This window comes from Kribbella sp. NPDC050241 (assembly GCF_044459685.1).
In the GTDB taxonomy this organism is placed as follows: domain Bacteria; phylum Actinomycetota; class Actinomycetes; order Propionibacteriales; family Kribbellaceae; genus Kribbella.
In genome coordinates this window covers 343,365-365,240 of record NZ_JBITJE010000008.1, presented here as the reverse complement: position 1 = coordinate 365,240, position 21,876 = coordinate 343,365, and the positions used below count along the sequence as shown (strand labels likewise).

Genomic DNA, 21,876 nt, shown 5'->3' with positions numbered 1-21,876 from the left:
TCAATCTCCCTCGTGAACTCGTGGTCGCGGCCCGCTAGTGGCGGCGGCGGATATGGCTGCGTGCAGTCGCTGCACCATCGCGTCGGCGAACTCCACGGCGTTGATGTCGCAGCTCAGCTCGATCAACTCGACCTGGCTGTCGCGCAACCCCGACCGGACGCTCTCGAACAACTCCTGATCGGCCTCCGGGTCGTAGAACGCGCCGTCCTTCACGGCGATCGCCGAGATGCCGTTCAACGGAATGAAGACCGTGGCCGGTCCGACCGACTGCCCAACCTTCGCGGCCAGTTGGGTCCCGAGTTCCCGGCACTCCTCGGGCGTCGTACGCATCAGGGTCGTCGTGGCGTTGTGGCGATAGGTCAGGCGTCCGGCGAAGCGTTCGGGCACACTCTCGTGCGGCCCGAAGTTGACCATGTCCAACGCGCCGAGGGAGATCACCGCGGGAGTCCCGGTGCGGGCCGCGGCGCAGAGCCGGTCCGGGCCGGCGTCGAAGATCCCGCCGACGAGGTGATCGGCGAGCTCGGTCGTCGTGACATCGAGGACTCCGGCGAGTACGCCGTTCGACACCAGCGACTCCAGTGTCCGCCCGCCCGCTCCAGTCATGTGGAACACGAGCACCTCGTACCCCAGCGCTTCCAGCTGCTCCCGGGCCCGGGTGACGCACGGGGTCGTGACACCGAACATGCTCGCCGCCACCAACGGCTTCTCGTCACTCGAAGGCCTGACTGGCGGCGCGGTCACCATGCCGGCCATCGCCGCGGCCGCGTTACCGAGGACGCGGGTCGAGATACGGTTCAGCCCGGCGACGTCGACCACGCTCGGTGCCAGGATCAGATCCGTCTCGCCGACGTAGGGCGCGTTGTCGCCGGCAGCCGCTGTCGAAACGATCAACTTCGGCACCCCGAGCGGCAGTGGCCGGAAGGCCGCGGCGGCCAGCGACGTTCCGCCGGTCCCGCCCAACGCGAGCGCCCCCTGTAGCCTGCCCTCACCGTACAGCTGCTCGACAACCCTGGCCGCGCCGCGCGACATCGCCTGCACGGCGGCTCCGCGATCCCCCGCGGAGGCCAGTCGATCGAGATCCTCGCCGGCAACCCTGGCGACGTGGTAACGATCGATCTGCGGGACAAAGCCAGGCTCCCCCAGCACTCCGCAGTCGATCATGATCACCTCGACTCCGAGATCCCGGAGTCGTTCGGCGACGAAGAGATATTCGGAGCTCTTGGTGTCGAGCGTGCCGACGAGTGCGACGGTGGCCATGGTCTCCTCCCGAAGTTCTGTCCCATGATGGAGGACCGGAATGAAGCCAACGAGAGCCAATTCCTCGCGAATGGTTACTCCGCTGAACGTTCACCAGATGGTCCGCCTGATGGGCGACTGGGGACTAGGCGAGGGAGCGCTCCACACGCAGCTCGCCAGTCATCTCCGGATGCTCGTGGTTTCCGGCAAGCTCGCCGCCGGGGTCCGGCTGCCGTCCGAACGCTCCCTCGCCGAAGCACTCGATGTCAGCCGCAACACCGTCGGCGCGGCGTTCGACGAGTTGCGCGGTGACGGCATCCTGACAAGCCGGCGCGGGGACGGCACGTACGTCAGCTCGGCCCGCCAGTTCCTCGGTGTCCGTGGCGACGACCGGTTCGAGTCCTTCCTGGCAACGACGGCGGGCATCGCGTCGCGCATCGATCTCCGCAGCGCCGCGCTGCCCGGGCTTCGCCTGGTGGTGGACGCGGCGTCGGTCGTCGGACCCGAGCTCGCGCCACTCGTCGACTCACACGGCTACCTGCCCGAGGGCCTGCCCGCGCTCCGTGACGAGGTCGCCCGCTACTACACCGCGGTCGGCCTGCCGACCACACCGGATCAGATCCTCATCACCTCAGGCGCCCAGCAGGCCATGCGGATGGCCGCGGTCTCGATGCTCGAGCCGGGCTCGGTCGCACTGGTGGAGGAGCCGTCCTTCCGCGGCGCGATCGAGGTACTGCGCGCAGCCGGCGCTCGACTCGAGCCGATCCGGCGAGGTCCGCACGGCATCGAGACAGCCGAGTTGGTGGCAGCGGTACGACGTACCAAGCCGAGACTCCTCGTGATGCAGTCCACCGTCCACAACCCGACCGGGTCGGTGATGAACCCCGGCCGGCGCCGCCAACTCGCCATCACCGCGGCATCACTCGGACTGATTGTTCTCGACGACACGACCTTGGCCGACGCCATGATCGACGGACCGCCGGCCACACCGATGGCCGCGTGGGGCTCGACCGTCATCACCGTCGGTTCGGTCAGCAAGTCCTTCTGGGGCGGCCTGCGCGTCGGATGGCTCCGGGCCGATCCGGCCACTGTCGCGTCACTCGCGCCGATCAAGGCAGGCGAAGATCTCGGCACCTCGTTGCTCGCGCAAGTGACCACAGCTCGGCTTCTCCCCCGCATCGGCGAGGCCAGGGCCGAGCGCCGCCGAGTCCTGGGTGCGGCTCGTGACCTCGTTCTCACCGTCCTCCAAGAGCTTCTACCTGACTGCGAACCGGTCGTTCCAGCCGGTGGGGCTTCCCTGTGGGTCCGGCTCCCGGCACCATGCGCGACCAGCCTGGTGCAACGCGCCGAGCGCCTCGGCGTCCAACTGCTGCCCGGCCCGACCTTCAGCTGCATCGACGCGTACGACGACTATCTGCGCATCGGCTTCGCGGCCGATCACGATCAACTGCTGGCCGGTGTGCACGCCCTGGCCGAGGCCTGGCGGATCGTCGGCGACCGTACCTGACCAGCTCGGGTGGCCCACCCACGAGTGCCGAATTGGCACTGTCCCCTTTGGTCTCCTGTATCCAGGATGGCACCAGACCGAAACGGACAGTCAACGACAGGAGAACATCGTGGGCCGTGGTGGACTGACCCCCGCCGGCAAAGTCGTCGTCGAACCGCAGGACTGGGGCCGGCTCGATTGGATGGTGTCCGGGGCCATCGGAAACTCCGACACCATGACCGTCGGTCGCTGCACAATCGAGCCGGGCCAGCAGAATCCCCCGCACCATCACCCGAACTGCGACGAGGTGCTGCACGTCGTCAGTGGAACGATCGACCACCGGCTCGGCGACGAGCAGCTGCCGATGTCCGCGGGTGACACCATCTCGATCCCGGCCGGGACGGTTCACAACGCGCGCAACGTCGGCTCCGAACCCGCGGTCCTGATGATCGCGTTCTCCACACCTGACCGAGAAGTCGTCGGCGAGTAGCCATGACCCAAGACACTTTGGTACGTCGCTCTGCCGAGCCACCGACGACACAGAGACGCCGGTTCGGAGTCAGCGGACAGGCCAGGCTGGAGCGCCGGTGGGGTCTGTTGCTCGCGGCGCCGGCGATCATCGGCTTCGTCGTCTTCACCCTGGTGCCGATGGCGGCCTCGGCAATCCTGAGCCTCACCGACTGGACGATCGGCTCAGCGCCCTCCTTCGTCGGCATCGAGAACTACACCAAGATGTTCACGAACGATCCGCTCTTTCTCAAGTCGCTCGGCGTCACGACGTACTACACGCTGGGAGCGGTGCCGCTCACGCTGATCGTCGCCTTCGCGATCGCGATGTTGCTCAACGCGAAGGTCCGCGGGCTCGGGGTCTATCGAACCGTCTACTACCTGCCGACCTTGGTGCCGAGCGTTGCGAACGCCGTGTTGTGGCTGTGGATCTTCAATCCCGATTTCGGTCTGCTCAACTCCACGCTGCGCCAACTGGGGTTGCCCACGTCCAACTGGGTCTTCAGCGAGGAGGCCGTCGTACCGTCGCTGATCCTGATGAGCACGTGGGGCTTCGGGAACATCATGGTGATCTTCCTGGCCGGGTTGCAGGGGGTGCCCCGGCATCTCTACGAGGCCGTCGCGATCGACGGTGGCGGATCGTGGCGGCAGTTCCGGCACGTGACGCTGCCGATGATGACGCCGGTGCTGTTCTACAACCTCGTCACCAGCATCATCGGGACGTTCCAGGTCTTCAACCAGGCGTACATCATGACCCAGGGCGGTCCGAACAACGCCTCGACCTTCTACGTGTACTACCTCTACACGACGGCGTTCACGAAGAGCGAGATGGGCTACGCCAGCGCGCTGGCGTGGGCTCTGTTCGTGCTCGTCATGGTGATCACCGTCGCGCTGTTCCGCTCCTCCAGCCGCTGGGTCTATTACGAGATGGGAGCTGCGCGATGACCGTCCTGACAGCAGTCTCCGCGAAGACCGGAGAGAAGCCCTCTGCGCCTGGAAATACCACTGCGCCGGACTATCAGCGTCGCCGCCGAATGCGCAGGGTCGTCCTCTACATCGTGCTCATCGCCGGAGTGATCCCGACCGTCCTGCCCTTCGTCTGGCTCGTCCGCAGCGCGCTGATGGACAACAACCAGATGTTCATCGCTCCGCCCGAGTGGATTCCGAAGCCCTTCGAGTGGTCCAACTTCAGCGGAGCGCTGACCGCACAGCCGTTCGCCCGGTACTTCGTGAACACGATGATCATCGAGATCTTCACCGTGGTCGGGACCCTGCTCACCTGTTCGATCGCCGCCTTCAGCTTCTCCCGGCTGCGGTGGCGCGGGCGCAACATCGTGTTCGGCATTCTGCTCAGCGGGCTGATGCTGCCCCAGGCGGTCCTGCTGGTGCCGACCTTCCTGATGTGGGACACGGTCCAGGCGATCAACACGTACTACCCGTTGATCGTGCCGGCCTGGCTCGGGGGCGCCGGCGGCGGGATCTTCAACGTCTTCCTGCTCAGGCAGTTCTTCCTGACCATTCCGTACGAACTCGACGAAGCGGCGTACATCGACGGCGCCTCTCCCTGGCGGGTCTTCTGGCAGGTGATCGTCCCGCTGTCGAAGCCGGCATTGATGGTCGTCGGGATCTTCACCTTCATCCGGACCTGGAACGAGTTCCTCGATCCGCTGATCTACCTCAACGACAGCAGCAAGTTCACCCTCGCCCTCGGCCTCGCCTCCTTCCAGGGCGTCTACAACGCCCAGTGGGGCTACCTCATGGCGGCCGCAACCACGACCATCCTGCCGATCATCATCCTGTTCTTCTTCGCCCAGCGTTACCTCATCGAGGGCGTCACGCTGACCGGGGTCAAGGGCTGACCACACTCTTCCGCCGACTGCACGGGAAGGCACATGACCGCACACAAGATCGCTCTCGTCGGCGCGGGAAACATCTCCCGCACCCACCTCACCAGCTACGCCAAGCATCCCGACAGGGTCGAAGTCGTCACCGCCTGCGACCCGCTCCCCGAACGACGTGACTGGGTACGCGACACCTTCGGGGTCACTCGCACCTACGAGTCTGTCGACCAAATGATCGAAGCCGGCGGCTGGGACGTCGCAGTCGTCTGTACGCCGAGCCACGTCCGGACGTCCGCCGTACTGGAACTCGCGGCCGCTGGAAAGCACATCTTCGTCGAGAAGCCGCTGTCGTTCGACCTGGCCGATGCCCGCGCCATCGTCGACGCCTGCGCCGCCGCCGGCGTCCAACTCGCCGTCAACCAGAACTTCCGCGACAGCTACGCCATCGGCCTCGGTCGTGAACTGATCGACCAGGGCGAGATCGGCGATGTCCTCGCCATCTCCCAGCAGGAGTTGACTTTCAGGCAGGACAAAGGCTGGCGCCTGTCCCAGGAACACCACGCGCTGTCGGTCATGGGCATCCACTGGTTCGACGGCTTCCGTGTGCTGCTCGGACGCGAAGCGACCTGGTTGTCGGCGCGCACCTTCTCCTCCCCTGCCGTCGACAGCGCCGGTGAAACCGACGCCAGCGTCCAGATCTTCTTCGGCGACACCCCCGTCACCTACCTGCAGAGCTTCTCGAGCCGCGTCGAACGCACCGAAACACTGGTCTTCGGTACGACGGGCACGCTCCAACTCGGGTACGCCGAAGCCCACCTGCACCGCGATGGCGAGACCAAGACGCTTCCCAACCCGCTCGTCGGTCCCGAACGGTCGGAGGCAATGTTCCTCGGGCTCGATCGCCTCCTGACCGCCGTGGAGACCGGAGTCGAGCCCGCCAACAGCGGCCGCGACAACCTGCGAACAGTAGCCCTGCTGGATGCGGCGTACCGCTCCGCCGACACCGGCGCCCCGATCGAGTTGAAGGATGGTCTGCCGTGGTGACGATGGCGTTCTCCAAGCCCACCCGCGGAGCCGAGCAGCAGCGGCTGCTGTTCGACCGCTACCCCGCGTTCGGGTTCGCCGGCCTTCAACTGAAGGGCAACCAGTACGGCGACTACCTCGACGACCCAGTCGTCGGCGCCGAGCGCTTCCGCGAGGACTGGGGCACCGAGCCCGGACACGTCTCGTCCCTGATCACCATGAACCCGCTCGACGAAGCGGGAACAGAACGGCTCCGCAGAATGATCCAGTTCGCCGGCGCGGTCGGTTCTCCGCGGGTCGTATTGTGCCACGACGTTCCCCGGGACGGGTTGGAGGACGCTGACCTGATCCGCTTCGCGGGTGAGCTCTCCGATCACGCCGAGGAAGCCGCCGTACATGGCGTGGCACTCTCACTGCACCACCACACCGGCGAGCCCGTGATGCATCGTCGCGATTTCGAGGTGTTCTTCGGCGCGGTGCGCGAGAACACACTGCGGCTCACGGTTGACACGGGGCACCTGTTGAGGTCCGGGGTCACCGACATCCCCGCCATACTGACCGATTTCGCGTCCGTGCTCGACAACATCCACCTGAAAGACTACAAGGACGACGAGTTCCGCCTGCTGGGGCAGGGATCCGTGGATCTGCAGAGTGTCCTGGACACCATTGCCGGCCTCGACGACGGGGTCACCTTGTGCGTCGACGAGGAGAGCCGTGCCGAGATCGTCGAGGGCCTGCAAGTGTCACAGGACTATCTGACCCAGCACCTGCCGACGACTGTCTCTCGAGCCTGACACGTCGCCTCCCATCAGCTTTCCATCGCGTTCGAAGGAGACAGCGATGCCACCCGATCCACGTTCCATCCCGTCCGGCCTGTCCCGGCGAGCCTTCCTCGGCGCCCTCGGCGCCGCCGGGCTCGGCCTCTATGGTTGCGGCGGGCAATCAACCACCAAGAGCAGCAGCGGCGGGACGGCGAACCTGCAGTTCATGTACTGGGGTTCCGCCAACGAGAAGGCTGCGATCGAGCAGATGATGCAGGCCTTCCAGAAGTCGCACTCTGGCGTCAAGGTGCAGCCGGTGCACGTGCCCGGCGACTACGAGACGAAGGTCAACACTCTCGTTGCCAGCGGCAATCTTCCCGACGTGGCGTACATGGCGGCGCCGACGGCGTACCGGCTGGCCGAGCAGGGCAAGATCGCCAACATCTACCCCTACATCGAGAAGTACGCGCAGCTGTCCGGCCGCAAGGCCCAGAACTTCTTCTGGTACGGGGACAAGAAGGTCGCCGGGACTCCGGCGGCCAGCGAGATCAGCCTGCTCTGGTACAACAAGGACCTGATACCCGACGCGTCGATGACCCCGCCGGCGACGGCCGACCAAGCGTGGTCCTGGGACAAGCTGCTCGAGGCGGCGACCGCCCTGACCCTCGACCAGAACGGCAAGAAGCCGAGCGACTCCGGTTTCAAGCCCGACAGCATCCGCCAGTTCGGCATCTCGGCTCCGTTGACGACCCAGTGGACGTGGTATCCGCTGATCCGCAGCAACGGCGGTGATGTCGCCGACGAGACCGGCACCAAGTACATGCTCAACAGTCCCGAGTGCGTCAAAGTGTTCCAGGACCTGCAGGACCTGGTCTACAAGCACCGGGTCGCCCCCAGCCCGGCGCAGCTCGGTGGCGGCGACGGCGGGAACGCTCCGACCACCACTGTGCAGTTGCAGACCAAGCGGGTTGCGATGGCGATCGACGGTCAGTGGACTCTGCTCGACATGGGAGAGAGCAATCTCAAGTACGGCATCGGCGTACTGCCGTCGTACCAGGAACCGATCACCCAGGAGGCCGGGAGCTGCCGGGTCATGTCGGCCACCACCAAACACCCGGAGCAAGCGATGGAGCTCTACGCCTACAGCGTCGACGGCAGCAACAGCGACCTCTTCAAGAAGGGGCTCTGGATGCCGGTCGAGACCAAGTACTACTCCGACGACGCCTCGATCGAATCCTGGACCAAGAACGATGTACACCCGCCCGAGTACCGCACCGCGGCCGTCGACTACCGGCTCAACCACTCGGTCCGCGACTTCACCCAGGTACTCAAGAACGTTCCCGCTATCCAGGAGGTACTGACGCCTGCGATCGAGCAGATCGCCACCGGCAAGGCATCAGCCAAAGCAGTGCTCGACGGCCTGGAAGCGAAGATCCAGCCGCTCCTGCAGGGGAGGTACCCGATCCCGAACTCGATCTGATTCCGGGCGGCTCGGCGTCCCCAGCGCGCCGAGCCCTCGCCAAAGAACGGGTGGTAGCGCGAGGCCGGGAACAGTTCGCCGGCTTTTGGCCTGTCGCGGTCCCGGCGCCCCGGCCACTGATCATCACAGGTCGCATCGGTGGATCGTTCCGTTGGCGATCACCGCCCGGAGGTTCCTGGCCGGATCGGCGAGCAGGCCGACGTCATCGAGTGGGTTGCCGTCGATGATCAACAGGTCGGCGACGGCGCCGGGTACCAGCACACCGACCTCGCCGGCCATGCCGATCAACTCCGCCGCGACCGTCGTCGCGGACCGGATGATCGACTCGGCGCTCTGGACGTCCTTGCGGATCTCGAATTCGCGATTCTGTTGACACTGCAGTTCGCCCAGCAGGTCGGTACCGAAGACGATCTTGAGCCCGGCGCGGTCGGCGGCCTCCAGGGTGGCCACACCACGCTCGACGACCTGGGCGTTCTTCCGTACGTTGTCCCGCGTCAGCCCGATCGACGTTCCCGCCCGGCCCATGGCGTCGTAGGCGACCAGCGTCGGGACGTAGAAGGCATCGCGTTCGCCGAAGAGCCCGAAGACAGATTCGTCCATCAGGTTACCGTGCTCGATCGAGCGGACCCCGTTCTCGAGACCCTGGCGGACGGCAGCGTTCGTATAGGCGTGACCGGCGACGTACATTCCGGCGTTGGTCGCGGCCAGAACGGCTGCCCGGATCTCCTCTGGCGAGTACTGCACATCGGAGATCTTGTCGGTCGGTGACGCGACGCCGCCACCCAACATGATCTTGATGTGCTGGGCTCCGCGACGGAGCTCGTTCCGGGCGGCACGGAGCACCTCGTCCACGCCGTCGGCGATGGTGCTCAAGGACTCACAACAATCCTCATGGTGATCACGGCCCGGCAGTCGGCCGTCGCCGTGACCGCCGGACTGGGAGAGCGCGCGACCACCGAAGATCAGCCGTGGACCGGGGATCCGGCCCTCGCCGACTGCCCGCGCCAGCCCGAAGTCCGCGCCGCCGACATCGCGGACCGTGGTGAACCCGCGATCCAGCATCCCGCGCATCAGCTCCGCTGCCCGGAAGGCCCGGTAGCTCGCCGGAACGTCCTCCAGCGCGCCCAGGTCCACCTGGTATGCGGTGACGTGGACATGACCGTCGATCAGCCCGGGCAGCACCACCCGGCCGCCCGCATCGATGGTGATCAGCTCACGATCATGCAGCTGCTGCGCGCCACCGACCGACCGGATTCGATCATCCTCGATGACGAGCTGCTGGTCGGGGACCAAGGTCGCCTCGGTTCCGGTGAGGTCGAGGACCGTGGCGTTGTTGATGCTGGTGATCATCGCGTCTCCGGGTCGGTGAACGGCGACGATCCGCCCCGGGCGATGAAGCTGTCGATCGCGTGGTCGATCACCGGCAGCGGCACGCTGCCCAGCGACAGGATCTGATCATGGAAGTTCCGGACGTCGAAGTCGGCGCCGAGTGAGTGTTCGGCCCGGCGACGGGCCTCGGTGATCTTGAGCATTCCGAGGTAGTACGCCGTCGCCTGCCCTGGCCAGGCGATGTAGCGGTCGACCTCTGTGACGATTTCATGCTCACTGATCGCGGTGTTGTCTCGGAGATAGTCCTGCGCCCGCTCACGGCTCCAGCCGAGCGCATGCATCCCGGGATCGATCACCAGCCGGACAGCGCGCCACATCTGGTAGCTGAGCATGCCCATCAGCTCGAACGGCGTCTCGTACATGCCCATCTCGACGCCGAGCCGTTCGCTGTACAGTCCCCAGCCCTCGCCGTACGCCGAGATGTAGACCTTCTGCCGGAACTCCGGGTGCTGGGTCTGTTCGTGGGCGAACGGGATCTGGAACGCGTGCCCGGGGGCAGCCTCGTGCAGGGTGAGTGCCGGGATCGAATAGAGCGGCCGGGCGGCCAGGTTGTAGGTGTTGAGGATGTAGCGGTGCGGTCCGCCGCGGCCGAAGGTGTAGAACGGCGCCAGGTCTGGCGGCGGCTCCTCGATGCCGAATCGCATGCGCGGCAGCCGGCCGAAGTAGTGGTGCGCCACGGCGTCGAACTTCTTGGCCTGCCAGGCCGCGAACCGCAGCAATTCCGTCGTCGTGGTCGCGTAGAACTTCGGGTCGGTACGCATGAACGCCAGCATCGCGTCGGCATCGGCGAACCCCACCGTGGCGGCGACCTCGGCCATCTCGGCGCGGAGGGAGGCCACCTGTTCCAGGCCGATCTCGTGGATCTGCCGGGCGGTCAGCTCGGTCGTCGCGTACTCGTGCAGCTGATAGGCGTAGAACTCCTCGCCACCCGGTCCATCGACCGCCGCGATGTCGACCGGTAGTCCCGGAAAGTACTCACTTGTGAAGAAATCCAGGAGCCTGCGGAACGCCGGCAGGACCTCGCTGGCGATGACTTCGTGACCGGCGGTGATCAACTGCTCGCGACCGGCGAGTGTCTCGGGCAGCGTCCCGAACGGCTCGACGAAGCTCACGTCCTCGGGCCGGGATTCCGCCACCGACCGGATCGTCGCCTCCCTCCCGATCATGGAGACCTGGGCCGGAGCGAAGCCACGCTTGACGCCCGCGCGCATGTTCTCGATGTTCTGATCGATGTAACCAGGGACCTGCCGCAGCCACTCGACGTAGGTCCCGGCGTCGTCGGCCGAGCCGAGCCTGCGACGGGATTGGCTGGTCAGGTCCATCCAGAAGGCGGAGTCCGCATTGGCCGGCCGTTCGAACATCCGGTACGCCTGCCGGCCGATCAGGGTCTTGATCTGGAAGCGGTAGACGTCGAAATCCTCGGCCTGCTCGGGCGTCAGCCGGGATCGGTCGATCTTCTCGAGTTGATCATCGACCTCCCGCCAGCGGACGGCCCGGTACTCCTGCCGCTCCGGTCCGACGTCGGGCAGCCGTGGCTCGAGCGGCTCGTCGAGCGACCGGTCCGGGATCTCCTTCCGGCGCCAGGCCCATTCGTCCTCGGCGATCTTGCTGAAGCTGTCGTACTGATCACTCATTGCTCTCCCCGAGCACGAAGGCAGCGATGTCGGCGGACTGCGCGACCCGGACTTCCTCGTGTACGTAGGTCATATGGCCGGCCGGATAGTACTTCCGGACGATCTTGTCGGTGATCTCGGACGGCACGTCGAGATGATCAAGGACGTACTCGCTGGCCGAGAACGGCGTTGCGCCGTCGTAGTAACCGAACCCGACGTACACCCGCAGGTCGGGCTGAGCCCGCAGGGCGGCGGACAACTCGTCCGTGGTCGTCACCGCTCGCCCCTCGAATTCCTTGTAGGACCAGGGCTGTACGCGTCCGGTCAGGATCTCGTACTCGAGATCACTGTGGAACCCCAGCTCGGCGCGGACGTACTGATTGAACGCCGCGGTGTACGGGAAGAAGATGAACATGTGCGACGGGTCGGTCTCCTGCACCTCGTTGTTGAGGTTGGCCGGCACAGAAGTGAACCTGGTGTCCAACCGGCCGGTGTCCAGACCACGGTCACGCAACAGTTCGGCGAAGAAGTGCATGTGCTCGATCCGGAACCGGGCTCGTTCGATGTAGCCGGGATCCAAGCCGATCAGGTCCGACAGGCCATTCGCCAGCGCGGCCCGCTCGTCGGCCGACAGCCGCGATCCCCTTGCCAGCGCTGGGGCGAAGATCTCGGTGGCAAACGTCCGCGCCCGTTCGATCCGCTCCTCCACCTCACCCGTGCTGAGGCCCCGGTGGTAGGCGGCGGTCGCCGCGTAGGTCGGCAGGAAGTGCACGTACGGAAGATCATTTCCGTGGGTGAAGCGGATGGTGCCGAAGTCCAGCACCGCACTGATCAGGATGATCCCGTTCAGGGCGATGCCGTGCCGGGTGACCAGGTGGCCGGCCAGCGAGGCGGCCCGGGTGGTGCCGTACGACTCGCCGGCCAGGAACTTCGGTGACAGCCAGCGCTGGTGCCGGCCGAGCCAGATCCTGATCACCTCGCCGACAAGATCACGATCCCGGGTATAGCCGTGGTATTCGGCCGGCTTGCCGCCCACCACCGCGCGCGTGTAGCCGGTCGTCATCGGATCGATGAACACCAGATCCGCGTACCGGAGCAGCGTTTCGGCGTTGTCGGCGAGCCCGTACGGCGCGGTCCGTGGATCGTCGACATCGCCCGCCAGCACCCGGCGCGGCCCGAAGAGCCCGAGGTGCAGCCAGACCGAGCTGGAGCCCGGCCCGCCGTTGAACGCGAACACCACCGGCCGTTCGCCGTCACCGCCCTTGGCGACATAGGACGTGACGAAGACCTCGGCCTTCGGCTTGTGACCGGCGAACTTCTCGTCCTCGACAAGTTCCTCGTTGATCACCATCGTGCCGGTGATCGTCTCGTACTCGAGCTCCCAGCCGGGACCGCTGATGGTGTGCGTCGTGGTGACCAGGTTGTCGGTCGGTTCCTCGGTCTCACCGACGTCCTCGGTCTTGTCGTCGTTGACCTTCTCGGTCGTCACCTGGTTCGGTCCTCCCAGCTGTAGGTCGTTCTTGTAGTCAGGAACCTGACATCTTGTCGTTGGCATCGCGGGCACGTGGACCCGCCCAATCGGAGCGGACGTGGGCGATGTGGCGGTGCATCAGGGCCTCGGCGGCGGCACCATCGCGCGCCTCGATCAGATCCAGGAGGTCGTGGTGCTCGGCAGCCGAGGCTCGCAACCGCCCGGACTCCAGGAGTGGCCTCAGGCCGAGAAGCCGGGTCCGGGTCCGAAGCTCGGAGACGATGCTGCTCAGGACCGGATTCTGCGCGTGCCCGAGCAACGACAGATGGAACACCCGATCGGCCTCGATGTAGCCGACCAGATCCTCCCGGTCGACCGCCTCCACGATCGCCTCAGCCAGGTCCCGCAGCGGTGGTAGCTCTTCGACCGGAATCGTGGTCGCGAGCTCACCCACGACCGGCGGTTCGAGCAGTTGCCGCACCGCCGCGATCGCGTCGAGATCGGCGTCGCTGATCTCCGTTACCCGATAGCCCTTGTTGGGCAGTGCCTCGACCATGCCCTCGCGTACAAGGTCCAGCATGGCCTCTCGCACCGGTGTCGGCGACACGCCGAGCATGTTGCCGATCGCCGGCGCTGAATGCACCTCCCCCGGCCGCATCGCGCCGGAGACAATCGCGGCTCGGACGGCATTGCCCACCGAATCGCGAAGCGACTCCCGCTTCTGAAGCCGCGCGAAACCGGTAATCGTCTGGGCAGCCATTCATCCACTCCTTACCATTCTTTGTCGAGCCTCTCGCGCGTCCACACCTCCAGCCCATCGGCGTCGATCGGGAGCGCGTCGCTCAGGACTTCCGACCCCTCGGAAGTCACGAGGACATCATCCTCCAGCCGGACACCGATCCCCCGAAGCTCCGGCGGCACCGTCAGATCGTGAGCATGGAAGTACAGGCCGGGCTCAACGGTCAGCACCATATCCGGCTCGAGCGGAGCGCCCTGATAGGTCTCCCAGCTCGACTGCGAGCAATCGTGGACGTCCAGCCCCAGATGGTGACCAATGCCGCAGACCAACCAACGGCGATGCTGTTGCCCTGCGGGCGACAGGGCCTCGTCGACCGAGACCGGCAGCAGTCCCCAGTCCTCCAGGCCACGAGCAATCGTTTCCATGGCCGCGAAGTGGAAGTCGCTGTAGGTGTTGCCAGGACGGACCTGGGCCAGTCCCGCGCGATGCGCCTGCTCGACCAGATCGTGAACTCTCCGTTGGTCGGCGCTGAAGGTTCCCGAGGCCGGCAACGTCCGGGTGACATCAGCGGTGTAGCCGCTGTCCGCCTCCACGCCCATGTCCAGCAACAACGCCTGGTCTTCGTGGATCGGGCCGTCGCACCGCACCCAGTGCAGGATCGGGGCGTGCGAACCGGAACCGACGATGGTCGAGTAACCCGGCCCCTTGCCGACCGCCCGAGCGTACCGATCGAAGGTGCCCTGCAGCCAGCGCTCGCCACGCACCGGCCCACGTGCTCCGATCGCCGCCGGGATCTCCCGGGCCACCGCAGCGAAGCCCTCAACGGTCTGATCGATGGCGTACCGGAGTTGGCCGATCTCCCAGTCGTCCTTGATCCGGCGAAGATCGGAACAGACTCGATCCAGGACTTCGGAGCGTTCCACCGCCAACTCCGTGGCCGGCACCCGGCGGCCGGCCAGAACCGTGCCGGCTCCGGAGATTGCCGATTCCAGCTCCGTGCCCGGACGGACGGTGATGCCCAGTGCCTGGGACCACTCAGTGATCCCGGCTGACGGCCCGACCCAGAGTTCCCCGTGCGAGGCATCGGAGAAGAAGCCGGTCTCGCCAGGCCGGAACGGCGGTGGCATGAACAGCGTGTCCGCTGACGCATCCGAGCCGACGAGCAGGTACGCGTCCTCGATGCCGACGCCGGTCAGCCAGAGGAAATCGCTGTCGGCCCGGAAGTCGTAGGAAGTGTCATTGACGCGGACCGGCGCGCGGCCCGCTGCCACCAGCACCAGCTTGCCCGGCAGGGCTGCGCGCAGACGGTCGCGATGTGCGGCCGCCGACGCGGCAGCACCGTCGATGGCCGGTGCCGGGATCGTCCGGCCCTCCCAGCCGCGGCCAATGTTGTCGACGAACGCCGGCACCGTGGTCAGCCGCGGCGGCCGGGTTCCCAGATACGGAATCTTGTGATCATTGGTTGTGGATGTACTCATCGTCGCTCGCCTCCGTCATCGTCGATCCGCTCGAGCAGGCCACGCAGGACGCGTACGTCGCCGACCCCGTCGTGTTCCCATTCGTTGCTGACCCAGGCCCGGCTGTTACCGACTCCGGTCAGGGTCTGGAGCTGCAGTCCGGAGTCGACGAACATGTCGTCGTGGTAGACCGCGCACGCCACCGGTACCTCGTTGGCGGCCAGCCGATCGGTGTCGTAGAGCCGCGACCAGCTGGTACGCCGGGCCAGTTGATCGACTGCGGCAGCAAAGGGACGAAGAGCCGCAATCTCGTCGAACATCCACCGATAGGTCATCTCCCCGGTGAAGTGCAGCGGCCTGGCATCTGGGGAGCACTCCGGATGATTGGCGGCCTCGGTCTCCGCGGCCCAGCCGATCGGACCGTTGTCGCCTTCGCCGTAGATCGACTCCTGCAGCGTCCAGAACAGTGGCCCGCCACGTTGCGCGGTCCGCACCTGCACCTGTTGCAGGAAGTCATCAGACAGCCGATCCGGCTCGGCGAACGCCTCGGTGATCAGCCAGTGCAGGCGCTCTGCTCCGGGACCGAACCCAAGATCACCGCCGATCGACTGGAATCGTTGCACGCTGAGCCGATCGCCGTCCGGCAGCACGACGTCACCGGCGGCGAGGCGATCAGCGATGGCCGAGACGGTGGCGACATCGTGGGGGTAACGCTTGTAGTAGGCACTGGTCTTGGCGATCACCCTCGGGAAAGTGCGCCGGTATACCTCGGCTGCGACCGGCGGCACTCCCGGGATGCCACCGGTCACATAGCAGGCGGCCAAGCCGTCCGGGGCGAAGGACAGATAGGTCAACGTGATGAAGCCGCCGAAACTCTGCCCAAGCGTCGCCCACCGCCGCCCGCCGTAGATCTTGGTGCGTACGGCCTCGGCGTCCCGGACGATCGAATCAGCCCGGAACCGGGTCAGGAACTCCGCCTGCTCGGCCGGGGTTCCCCGCCGCTGGATCGACACGGCATCGATCGGTGTACTACGCCCAGTTCCTCGCTGGTCGAGCAGTACGACCCGGTACCGCTCCAGCGCCACACCGAGCCAGCCGGACTTTCCGACCGGCCGGGGTGACTTTCCGCCCGGTCCGCCCTGCAGATATACCAGCAGCGGGAGATCATCCCGGCGGCGAGGCGGATCGACCAACTCTCGTACGAAAACGGTGATCTGTTCGCCGTTCGGTTGGTCCCAGTCCAGCGGGACGCTGATCGTGCGCTCGGTGACGTGGACACCCGGGTGCGTGTACTCAGCGATGACGTCAGGCATGTGATCCTTCCGGGTTGGCAGGTCAGGAGAGGCGGAGCCAGACCCTCATCGGGTGTGCGCCCCGGTTGCCCCACAGGAAGTAGGGCGTGAAGATCGCCCGGGTCCGGGCCGTCGGCGGATCGGTGGCGGGGCTCTCGTCGGCTATCCGGAACTCGGTGTACAGCTCCCGTCCGGCCGTCGGCGCGGAAGTCACCGGAACGGCGATCCCGGCATCGACCGGGTCCTCCGGCTGCCCATTGACCTGAGGATGATGATCACCGGGGACTGCGGCCGGGTCGAGGACGACGTCATCAACTCCGAATCCGACGTCGCACTGCTCGAGGCAGTAGACCAGCGGTCCGCAGGTCACGGCGACCGTGCCCCGGACCGCGTCCAGGTGTGGATGCGGTTCCATGATCCGGACCGGCAGCTGCATGGTCAGTTGCAGCACGTCGCCGGCCAGCCAAGTGCGGTTCACGACAAGCCAGCCGTCGACGATGGGGGTGGACTGCTCGACACCGTTCAGCGTGATCTTGACGGCGCCACTCCAGGCCGGAACCCGGACCCTGACCAGTGCAGGGCCGTCGCCGGCACGATCGACGGTGACAGTCACGGTCCCGTCCCAGGGATAGGCCGTCTGCACCGTGACATCCAGTGCGGGCGAAGATATGGTCGCCGAGGCCAGCACCGCCAGGGTCAGCGAATGATCATCGGCCAGGGCGAGATGATCTTGGAGTTCGGCCATCCAGCGGATCACGTTGGGCGGGCAGCAGGGGCAGCCGAACCAACTGCGACGGAGGACTTCGCCGCCGGACTCGGCGCCACTGCGCTGGGAGTGATCAGGGCGTCGTTGCAGTGGATTGTCGTAGAAGAAGGCGGCACCGTCTGCGGAGATCCCGACTGCGTAAGCGTTGTAGAGCACACGTTCGAAGACGTCCAGAACGTCCGACCGCCCGGTGGCCAGGAACAGCCGCCAGGCCCACTGCATGGCACCGATCGCCGCGCAGGTCTCGGCGTACGCCCGATCGCTGGGCAGCTCGAAACGATCACCGATCGCCTCGTCGGTGTGCCGGGACCCCAGCCCACCGGTGAGATAGAGCTTGCCGGCAACCATGTCGTCGAAGAGCCGTTCGAGTTCGGCCAGAATGCCGGCGTCGCCCCGCTCGAGGGCGACATCGGTGGCGCCCGCCGCCAGATACATCATCCGAACCGCGTGACCGGTCACCGACTCCATCTCGCGCAGCGGTACGTGGTCAGCGAAGTACTCCGCGGGAAAGATCGAATGCACCAGCCCGCCGCTGCCACGACGCTCGACGAAGAGCTCCGCCTGACACAGCCAGCGTTCGTCGCCGGTCTCGCGGAAGAGCTCGACAAGCGCCATCTCGATCTCGGGATGCCCGCAGTACCTGGGCTCCCCGTCCTCGCCATAGCGCTGCCAGACCAGGTCGGCGAACCGTACTGCGACCTCCAGCAGCGTGTCATCCCCGGACTGGCGCCGCAGAGCGACGGCAGCCTGGATGAGATGACCGAGGTTGTACAACTCGTGTCCCCAGGTCAGGTCGGACCAGGGCTCCTTGGTCCGGTCGGTCGCCTGGTAGAAGGTTCCGATGTATCCGTCCTGCGCCTGCACTGCGCCGATCAGCCGGATGGATTCAGTGATGAACTCCTGGACACCCGGCTGTCGCTGGTCATCGGCCAGGTAGGCCAGCCCTTCCAGTGTCTTGTAGATATCGGTATCCAGGAACGCATAGCGACCGCGGTACGGCCCATCGGCCTCGCCGATCAACCGCCGGAAGTTGTGCAGGTTTCCCGCCCTACTGAGTTGCTCCAGCGTGTGCGGGACTGTTACCTCGGCATTGCGCAACTGCCAGTCACTGAGCAGCCCGTCCCCGAGCGTGACGTGCTGCCGACCGAGTCCGCGGCCGTATCGGCCCGTTGCGGCCACCGCCGGCCCTCGCCGTGTCCCGGCATCATTGGTTGACGTGATCGTCACTGATCTGCTCCTTGATCGCTAGCGTCCGACCGCGTATCCCTGCATGCCGCGCGGGTTCGCGGCGGCCTTGAGCCAGTCACCCTCTCGCGCCACCGCGCTGACGTACCCCATGGCCCAGTCGCCGCGGACCGTCACGCCGTGCCCACGACGCTCCAGCTCCTTGATCACGGCCGGATCGAACCTGCCTTCGATCAGCAACTGGCCCAGGTGCGTGTCCCGGGGATAGAACGAATTCGGCATATGGATCGAGTGGAACTCCGGCTGATCGATCGCCTCCTGCAGATTCAGTCCTCCGTGCACGACGTTGAGGAAGAAGTGCAGCGTCCACTGATCCTGGAAATCACCACCGGGCGTACCGAAGGCGAGCCAGGGCTTGCCATCCCGGAGGGCGAGCGACGGCGTCAAGGTCGTCCGCGGACGCTTCCCCGGTGCGATCGAATTCGGCAGGCCCTGCTCGACCCAGAACATCTGGCCGCGGGTGCTCAAGCAGAAACCCAGGTCCGGGACCGTCGGCGACGCCTGGAACCAGCCACCACTCGGGGTCGCGGCGATCATCATCCCGGAGCTGTCTACGACGTCGAGATGGCAGGTGTCACCACGCACCTCTCCGGCAGCGCTGATCGTCGGCTCACCCGCACCCGCGGCGTCGATCTGCGGCGAGTCCGGGTAGGCAGGCATCATCGGCCTACGCCCGCCAGGGTTGCCCGGACGAAGGCTGAACGACGCCTTGTCGCTGATCAACGTCCGGCGGTCGTCGTTGTAACCGGGGCTCAGCAGGTCGGCCAGTGGTACGTCGACGAAGGCAGGGTCTCCGTACCAGGCCTCGCGGTCGGCGTACGCAAGCTTTCCCGCCTCGATGATGCTGTGCACCCAGTCCGCACTGCCCGGCTTCATCGACTCGAGATCAAATCCCTGCAACAGCGCCAACTGCTGAAGGAACACCGGGCCCTGACCCCACGGCCCGGTCTTGCACACCGTGTAGTTGTGGTAGTCGAACGTCACCGGTTCCTCGACCGCCGCATCCCACCGGGCAAGATCATCTGCGGTCATCAGACCGACATGTGCCTCGCCGGTGGTATCCATCACCGGCGTCCTGGTGCAGTAGCGTTCGATCGCCTCGGCAACGAAACCTCTGTACCAGGCGTTCTTCGCGGCATCGATCTGCTGGTTCCGGGTGCCGCCCGCGGCAGCCGATTCGGCGATGATCCGTTCGTACGTGGCCGCGAGCGCCGGCCGCTTGAAGCGTGAATTGGCCATCGGGACCGAGCCTCCGGGCAACCAGGTCTCCGCCGACGTCGGCCAGTGCTCGGTGAACAGCTGCTGGACGGTGCCGATCGCGTCGCTCACCCGTCGCAGCAGCGGGTGGCCGTCGCGCGCGTAGTGGATGGCTGGTTCGAGCACATCGCGTACCGACCAGGTGCCCCACTGCTGCAACAACGTCATCCACGCACCGAACGCGCCCGGTACGACAGTGGGCAGGTGACCGGTCCCGGGCATGATGTCCAGCCCGAGATCGCGTAGCCGTTCGCCCGTAGCGGCGTCGGGAGCGACGCCCTGTCCGCAGACGACAGACACCTTCTGATCGACTTCGGACCACAACAGGATCGGCACGTCGCCACCCGGCCCGTTCAGGTGCGGCTCGACCACCTGCAACACGAACCCGGCAGCCACTGCCGCGTCGGCGGCATTGCCACCGCGCTCCAGCACGGACATCCCGGTCTGAGAGGCCAGCCAGTGCGTACTGGCCACCATCCCAACATCGCCGACCAGCTCAGGACGCGTTGTGAACAAGGGGATTCCTTCGATTGATCTTGCAGTGATGCACATGGACACCTGAAACAGGATCACTTCTCCCAGCCGAAGTCCTCCACCGGAACCGAGCCGTAGGCGGCCAGCCCGAAGAACGGAACCGGTGCGAGGTTGGCCAATCCCTTCTTGGTCGTGACCACCGCGGGGCCGTTGACGGTCGGCAGCTCACCCCAGGTCTGCTGGTACCAATCGGACTCGAGTTTCATCGCCGCCTGGGTCTGCTTGTCCGGGTCCGGGATCTTGGCCAGTGCCCGCATCTGCGTGTCCAGTGCCTTGGTACCGGCGGCACTGTTGTTGCCGGCCGCTGCCTGGCCGGCGGCCGGGGAGCAGTAGAAGTAGCACATGTAGTTTGCTCCGTACGGGTCACTCATGGAGAAGCCGGACATGAATGCGTCCCAGTCGTGGCCGGTGAGCGTCTTGATGAAGTCCGCGCTGGCAATCTGCTTGATGTTGACCTGGACGCCGATCTCCTTCTCCATGGAGATGATCGCCTTGCCCTGGGCGACGGTGCTCGGATCGTCTCCGGACAACGGGAACTGGATCGTGAGCTTCTGTCCGTCCTTTTCGCGGACGCCGTCGGCGCCCATCTTCCAGCCGGCCGCGTCGAGCAGTTTGTTCGCCTCATCGGTGCTGAACTTGTAGCCGGCGTTGCCGGCCGAATCGGAATAGCCGTTCTGGAAGGGCAGCAAGATCAACGATCCGCCGACCGCGCCGGTGTACCCGAGGCCGTTGTACTGGATCTTGGCCAAGGTCGTGCGGTCAATCCCTTCCAAGATCGCCTTCCGCACATTGACATCCTTCAACTGCGGACGAGACGCGTTGAGAATCAACAGGCTGATGCCGTTCGACGTCGACCGGTGGACGGTGACATCCGACATTCCCTGGACCTGGGTCAGCCGGTCTTTGGTAGCCGTCGTCGCCAGATCAACCTCGCCGTTCTTGAACGCGTTGATCTCGGCGGTCTCCTCCATCTGCTGATAGACGACCTGATCCAGCTTGCCCTTGTTTCCCCACCACCTCGGGTTGCGCTTGAACACGATCCGGCCGGCCTTGAAGTTCGCACTGGCCACCGTGTACGGCCCGGCACCCCAGGCCTCCTGCAACTTGTTCTGGTAGGCATTGTTGAAGATGTCAGAGTTGGTGACGTGCGGATTCAGAATCGCCCCGAACCCGCTCTGCCACCAGGCGTACGGGCCGTCATAGGTGACCACGGCCTGCCGGTCATTCACGCCCTGCTTCACCGATGTGACGTTCGAGCAGTCGCTGGTCGTCTGGTATTTCGAATCCGACCCGTTGCAGGACTTCCAGGTCAGCTCGAAACTCTTCCACGTCATCGGAGTGCCGTCATTCCAGACGGCCTTGGGATTGAGGGTGTACGTGACGACCGTGCTGCCGCCCTTTTCCGAGCGGCTGACGTCGGACAGATAGTCCTTGTTGTACGACCACTTGCCCTCCGGCGTCAAGAACGTCAATTGCGGGTTGTACCAGTTCCAGATCGCCGCGCTCGCTGTCGTCGTACCGACAGCCATCGTGTTCTCCTGGGAGGGAATCTCCGTGACTGGGATCGTCACGGTGCCACCATCTTTGATCTTGTCCCGCGGCTGCGGATTCCAGTCCACGCTGAACGTGTTGGCAAGCTTCTTCGTGTCGTCATCGCCGTTGCCGGCGCCGTTGCCTTTGCTGGCCGAGCACGCCGACATCGTCAGCACAACAGCCAGCGCACCGGCTGCCACACCGAAGGCCCCATTACGAAGTTCCATCTCTTGTCTCCTTCCTTCC

Annotated in this window: 17 protein-coding genes; 7 read left to right on the top strand and 10 right to left on the bottom strand. The window is 65.8% G+C overall.

Going from position 1 to position 21,876, the window contains the following annotated elements; all coding sequences use genetic code 11:
* Positions 1-1,257: a Tm-1-like ATP-binding domain-containing protein gene (locus tag ACIBG5_RS32590; RefSeq protein WP_396395355.1), complete on the bottom strand. Its 1,257-nt coding sequence runs from the start codon at positions 1,255-1,257 to the stop codon at positions 1-3.
* Positions 1,258-1,354: 97 nt separating this feature from the next.
* Here ACIBG5_RS32590 and ACIBG5_RS32585 point away from each other — a divergent pair, with 97 nt between their 5' ends.
* From ACIBG5_RS32585 to ACIBG5_RS32555, 7 genes are all read left to right on the top strand, one after another.
* A complete protein-coding gene (locus tag ACIBG5_RS32585; RefSeq protein WP_396395354.1) occupies positions 1,355-2,743 on the top strand; it encodes a PLP-dependent aminotransferase family protein in 1,389 nt (462 codons plus the stop codon).
* 109 nt (positions 2,744-2,852) lie between these two features.
* Positions 2,853-3,212 (top strand): cupin domain-containing protein, encoded by a 360-nt coding sequence (locus ACIBG5_RS32580; protein ID WP_396395353.1) that lies wholly within the window; start codon positions 2,853-2,855, stop codon positions 3,210-3,212.
* Between the two features lie 2 nt (positions 3,213-3,214).
* Positions 3,215-4,174 carry a carbohydrate ABC transporter permease gene (locus ACIBG5_RS32575; RefSeq protein WP_396395352.1) on the top strand — a complete coding sequence of 320 codons (960 nt, stop codon included), beginning with the start codon at positions 3,215-3,217 and terminating at the stop codon, positions 4,172-4,174.
* Positions 4,171-5,088 (top strand): carbohydrate ABC transporter permease, encoded by a 918-nt coding sequence (locus ACIBG5_RS32570; RefSeq protein WP_396395351.1) that lies wholly within the window; start codon positions 4,171-4,173, stop codon positions 5,086-5,088. The genes ACIBG5_RS32575 and ACIBG5_RS32570 overlap by 4 nt, the downstream gene beginning before the upstream one ends.
* 33 nt (positions 5,089-5,121) lie before the next feature.
* Positions 5,122-6,114 carry a Gfo/Idh/MocA family protein gene (locus ACIBG5_RS32565; protein WP_396395350.1) on the top strand — a complete coding sequence of 331 codons (993 nt, stop codon included), beginning with the start codon at positions 5,122-5,124 and terminating at the stop codon, positions 6,112-6,114.
* A 2-nt stretch (positions 6,115-6,116) separates the two neighbouring features.
* Complete coding sequence (locus ACIBG5_RS32560; protein WP_396395374.1) at positions 6,117-6,887, top strand: sugar phosphate isomerase/epimerase family protein; 771 nt, start codon at positions 6,117-6,119, stop codon at positions 6,885-6,887.
* 46 nt (positions 6,888-6,933) lie between these two features.
* The gene (locus tag ACIBG5_RS32555; protein WP_396395349.1) at positions 6,934-8,334 is read left to right on the top strand and encodes an ABC transporter substrate-binding protein; all 1,401 of its coding nucleotides are present in this window, start codon (positions 6,934-6,936) and stop codon (positions 8,332-8,334) included.
* A gap of 123 nt (positions 8,335-8,457) precedes the next feature.
* Here ACIBG5_RS32555 and ACIBG5_RS32550 read toward each other — a convergent pair whose 3' ends face one another.
* The 9 genes from ACIBG5_RS32550 to ACIBG5_RS32510 are packed head-to-tail and all read right to left on the bottom strand — an operon-like array spanning position 8,458 to position 21,857.
* Entirely contained in the window at positions 8,458-9,684 is a 1,227-nt protein-coding gene (locus ACIBG5_RS32550) for an amidohydrolase family protein (RefSeq protein ID WP_396395348.1), read from the bottom strand.
* The gene (locus tag ACIBG5_RS32545; RefSeq protein WP_396395347.1) at positions 9,681-11,357 is read right to left on the bottom strand and encodes a DUF885 domain-containing protein; all 1,677 of its coding nucleotides are present in this window, start codon (positions 11,355-11,357) and stop codon (positions 9,681-9,683) included. Before ACIBG5_RS32545 ends, ACIBG5_RS32550 begins: the two co-directional genes overlap by 4 nt.
* Positions 11,350-12,825 carry a S10 family peptidase gene (locus ACIBG5_RS32540; protein WP_396395346.1) on the bottom strand — a complete coding sequence of 492 codons (1,476 nt, stop codon included), beginning with the start codon at positions 12,823-12,825 and terminating at the stop codon, positions 11,350-11,352. Before ACIBG5_RS32540 ends, ACIBG5_RS32545 begins: the two co-directional genes overlap by 8 nt.
* A gap of 37 nt (positions 12,826-12,862) precedes the next feature.
* A complete protein-coding gene (locus ACIBG5_RS32535) occupies positions 12,863-13,567 on the bottom strand; it encodes a GntR family transcriptional regulator (protein ID WP_396395345.1) in 705 nt (234 codons plus the stop codon).
* Between the two features lie 11 nt (positions 13,568-13,578).
* A complete protein-coding gene (locus tag ACIBG5_RS32530) occupies positions 13,579-15,024 on the bottom strand; it encodes an aminopeptidase P family protein (RefSeq protein WP_396395344.1) in 1,446 nt (481 codons plus the stop codon).
* The gene (locus ACIBG5_RS32525) at positions 15,021-16,316 is read right to left on the bottom strand and encodes an alpha/beta fold hydrolase (RefSeq protein WP_396395343.1); all 1,296 of its coding nucleotides are present in this window, start codon (positions 16,314-16,316) and stop codon (positions 15,021-15,023) included. Before ACIBG5_RS32525 ends, ACIBG5_RS32530 begins: the two co-directional genes overlap by 4 nt.
* A 22-nt stretch (positions 16,317-16,338) precedes the next feature.
* Positions 16,339-18,288 (bottom strand): glycoside hydrolase family 127 protein, encoded by a 1,950-nt coding sequence (locus ACIBG5_RS32520; RefSeq protein ID WP_396395342.1) that lies wholly within the window; start codon positions 18,286-18,288, stop codon positions 16,339-16,341.
* 18 nt (positions 18,289-18,306) lie between these two features.
* Positions 18,307-20,079: a gamma-glutamyltransferase family protein gene (locus ACIBG5_RS32515; RefSeq protein WP_396395341.1), complete on the bottom strand. Its 1,773-nt coding sequence runs from the start codon at positions 20,077-20,079 to the stop codon at positions 18,307-18,309.
* Positions 20,080-20,132: 53 nt separating this feature from the next.
* Positions 20,133-21,857 (bottom strand): ABC transporter family substrate-binding protein, encoded by a 1,725-nt coding sequence (locus ACIBG5_RS32510; RefSeq protein WP_396395340.1) that lies wholly within the window; start codon positions 21,855-21,857, stop codon positions 20,133-20,135.
* Between the last annotated feature and the right edge of the window lie 19 nt (positions 21,858-21,876).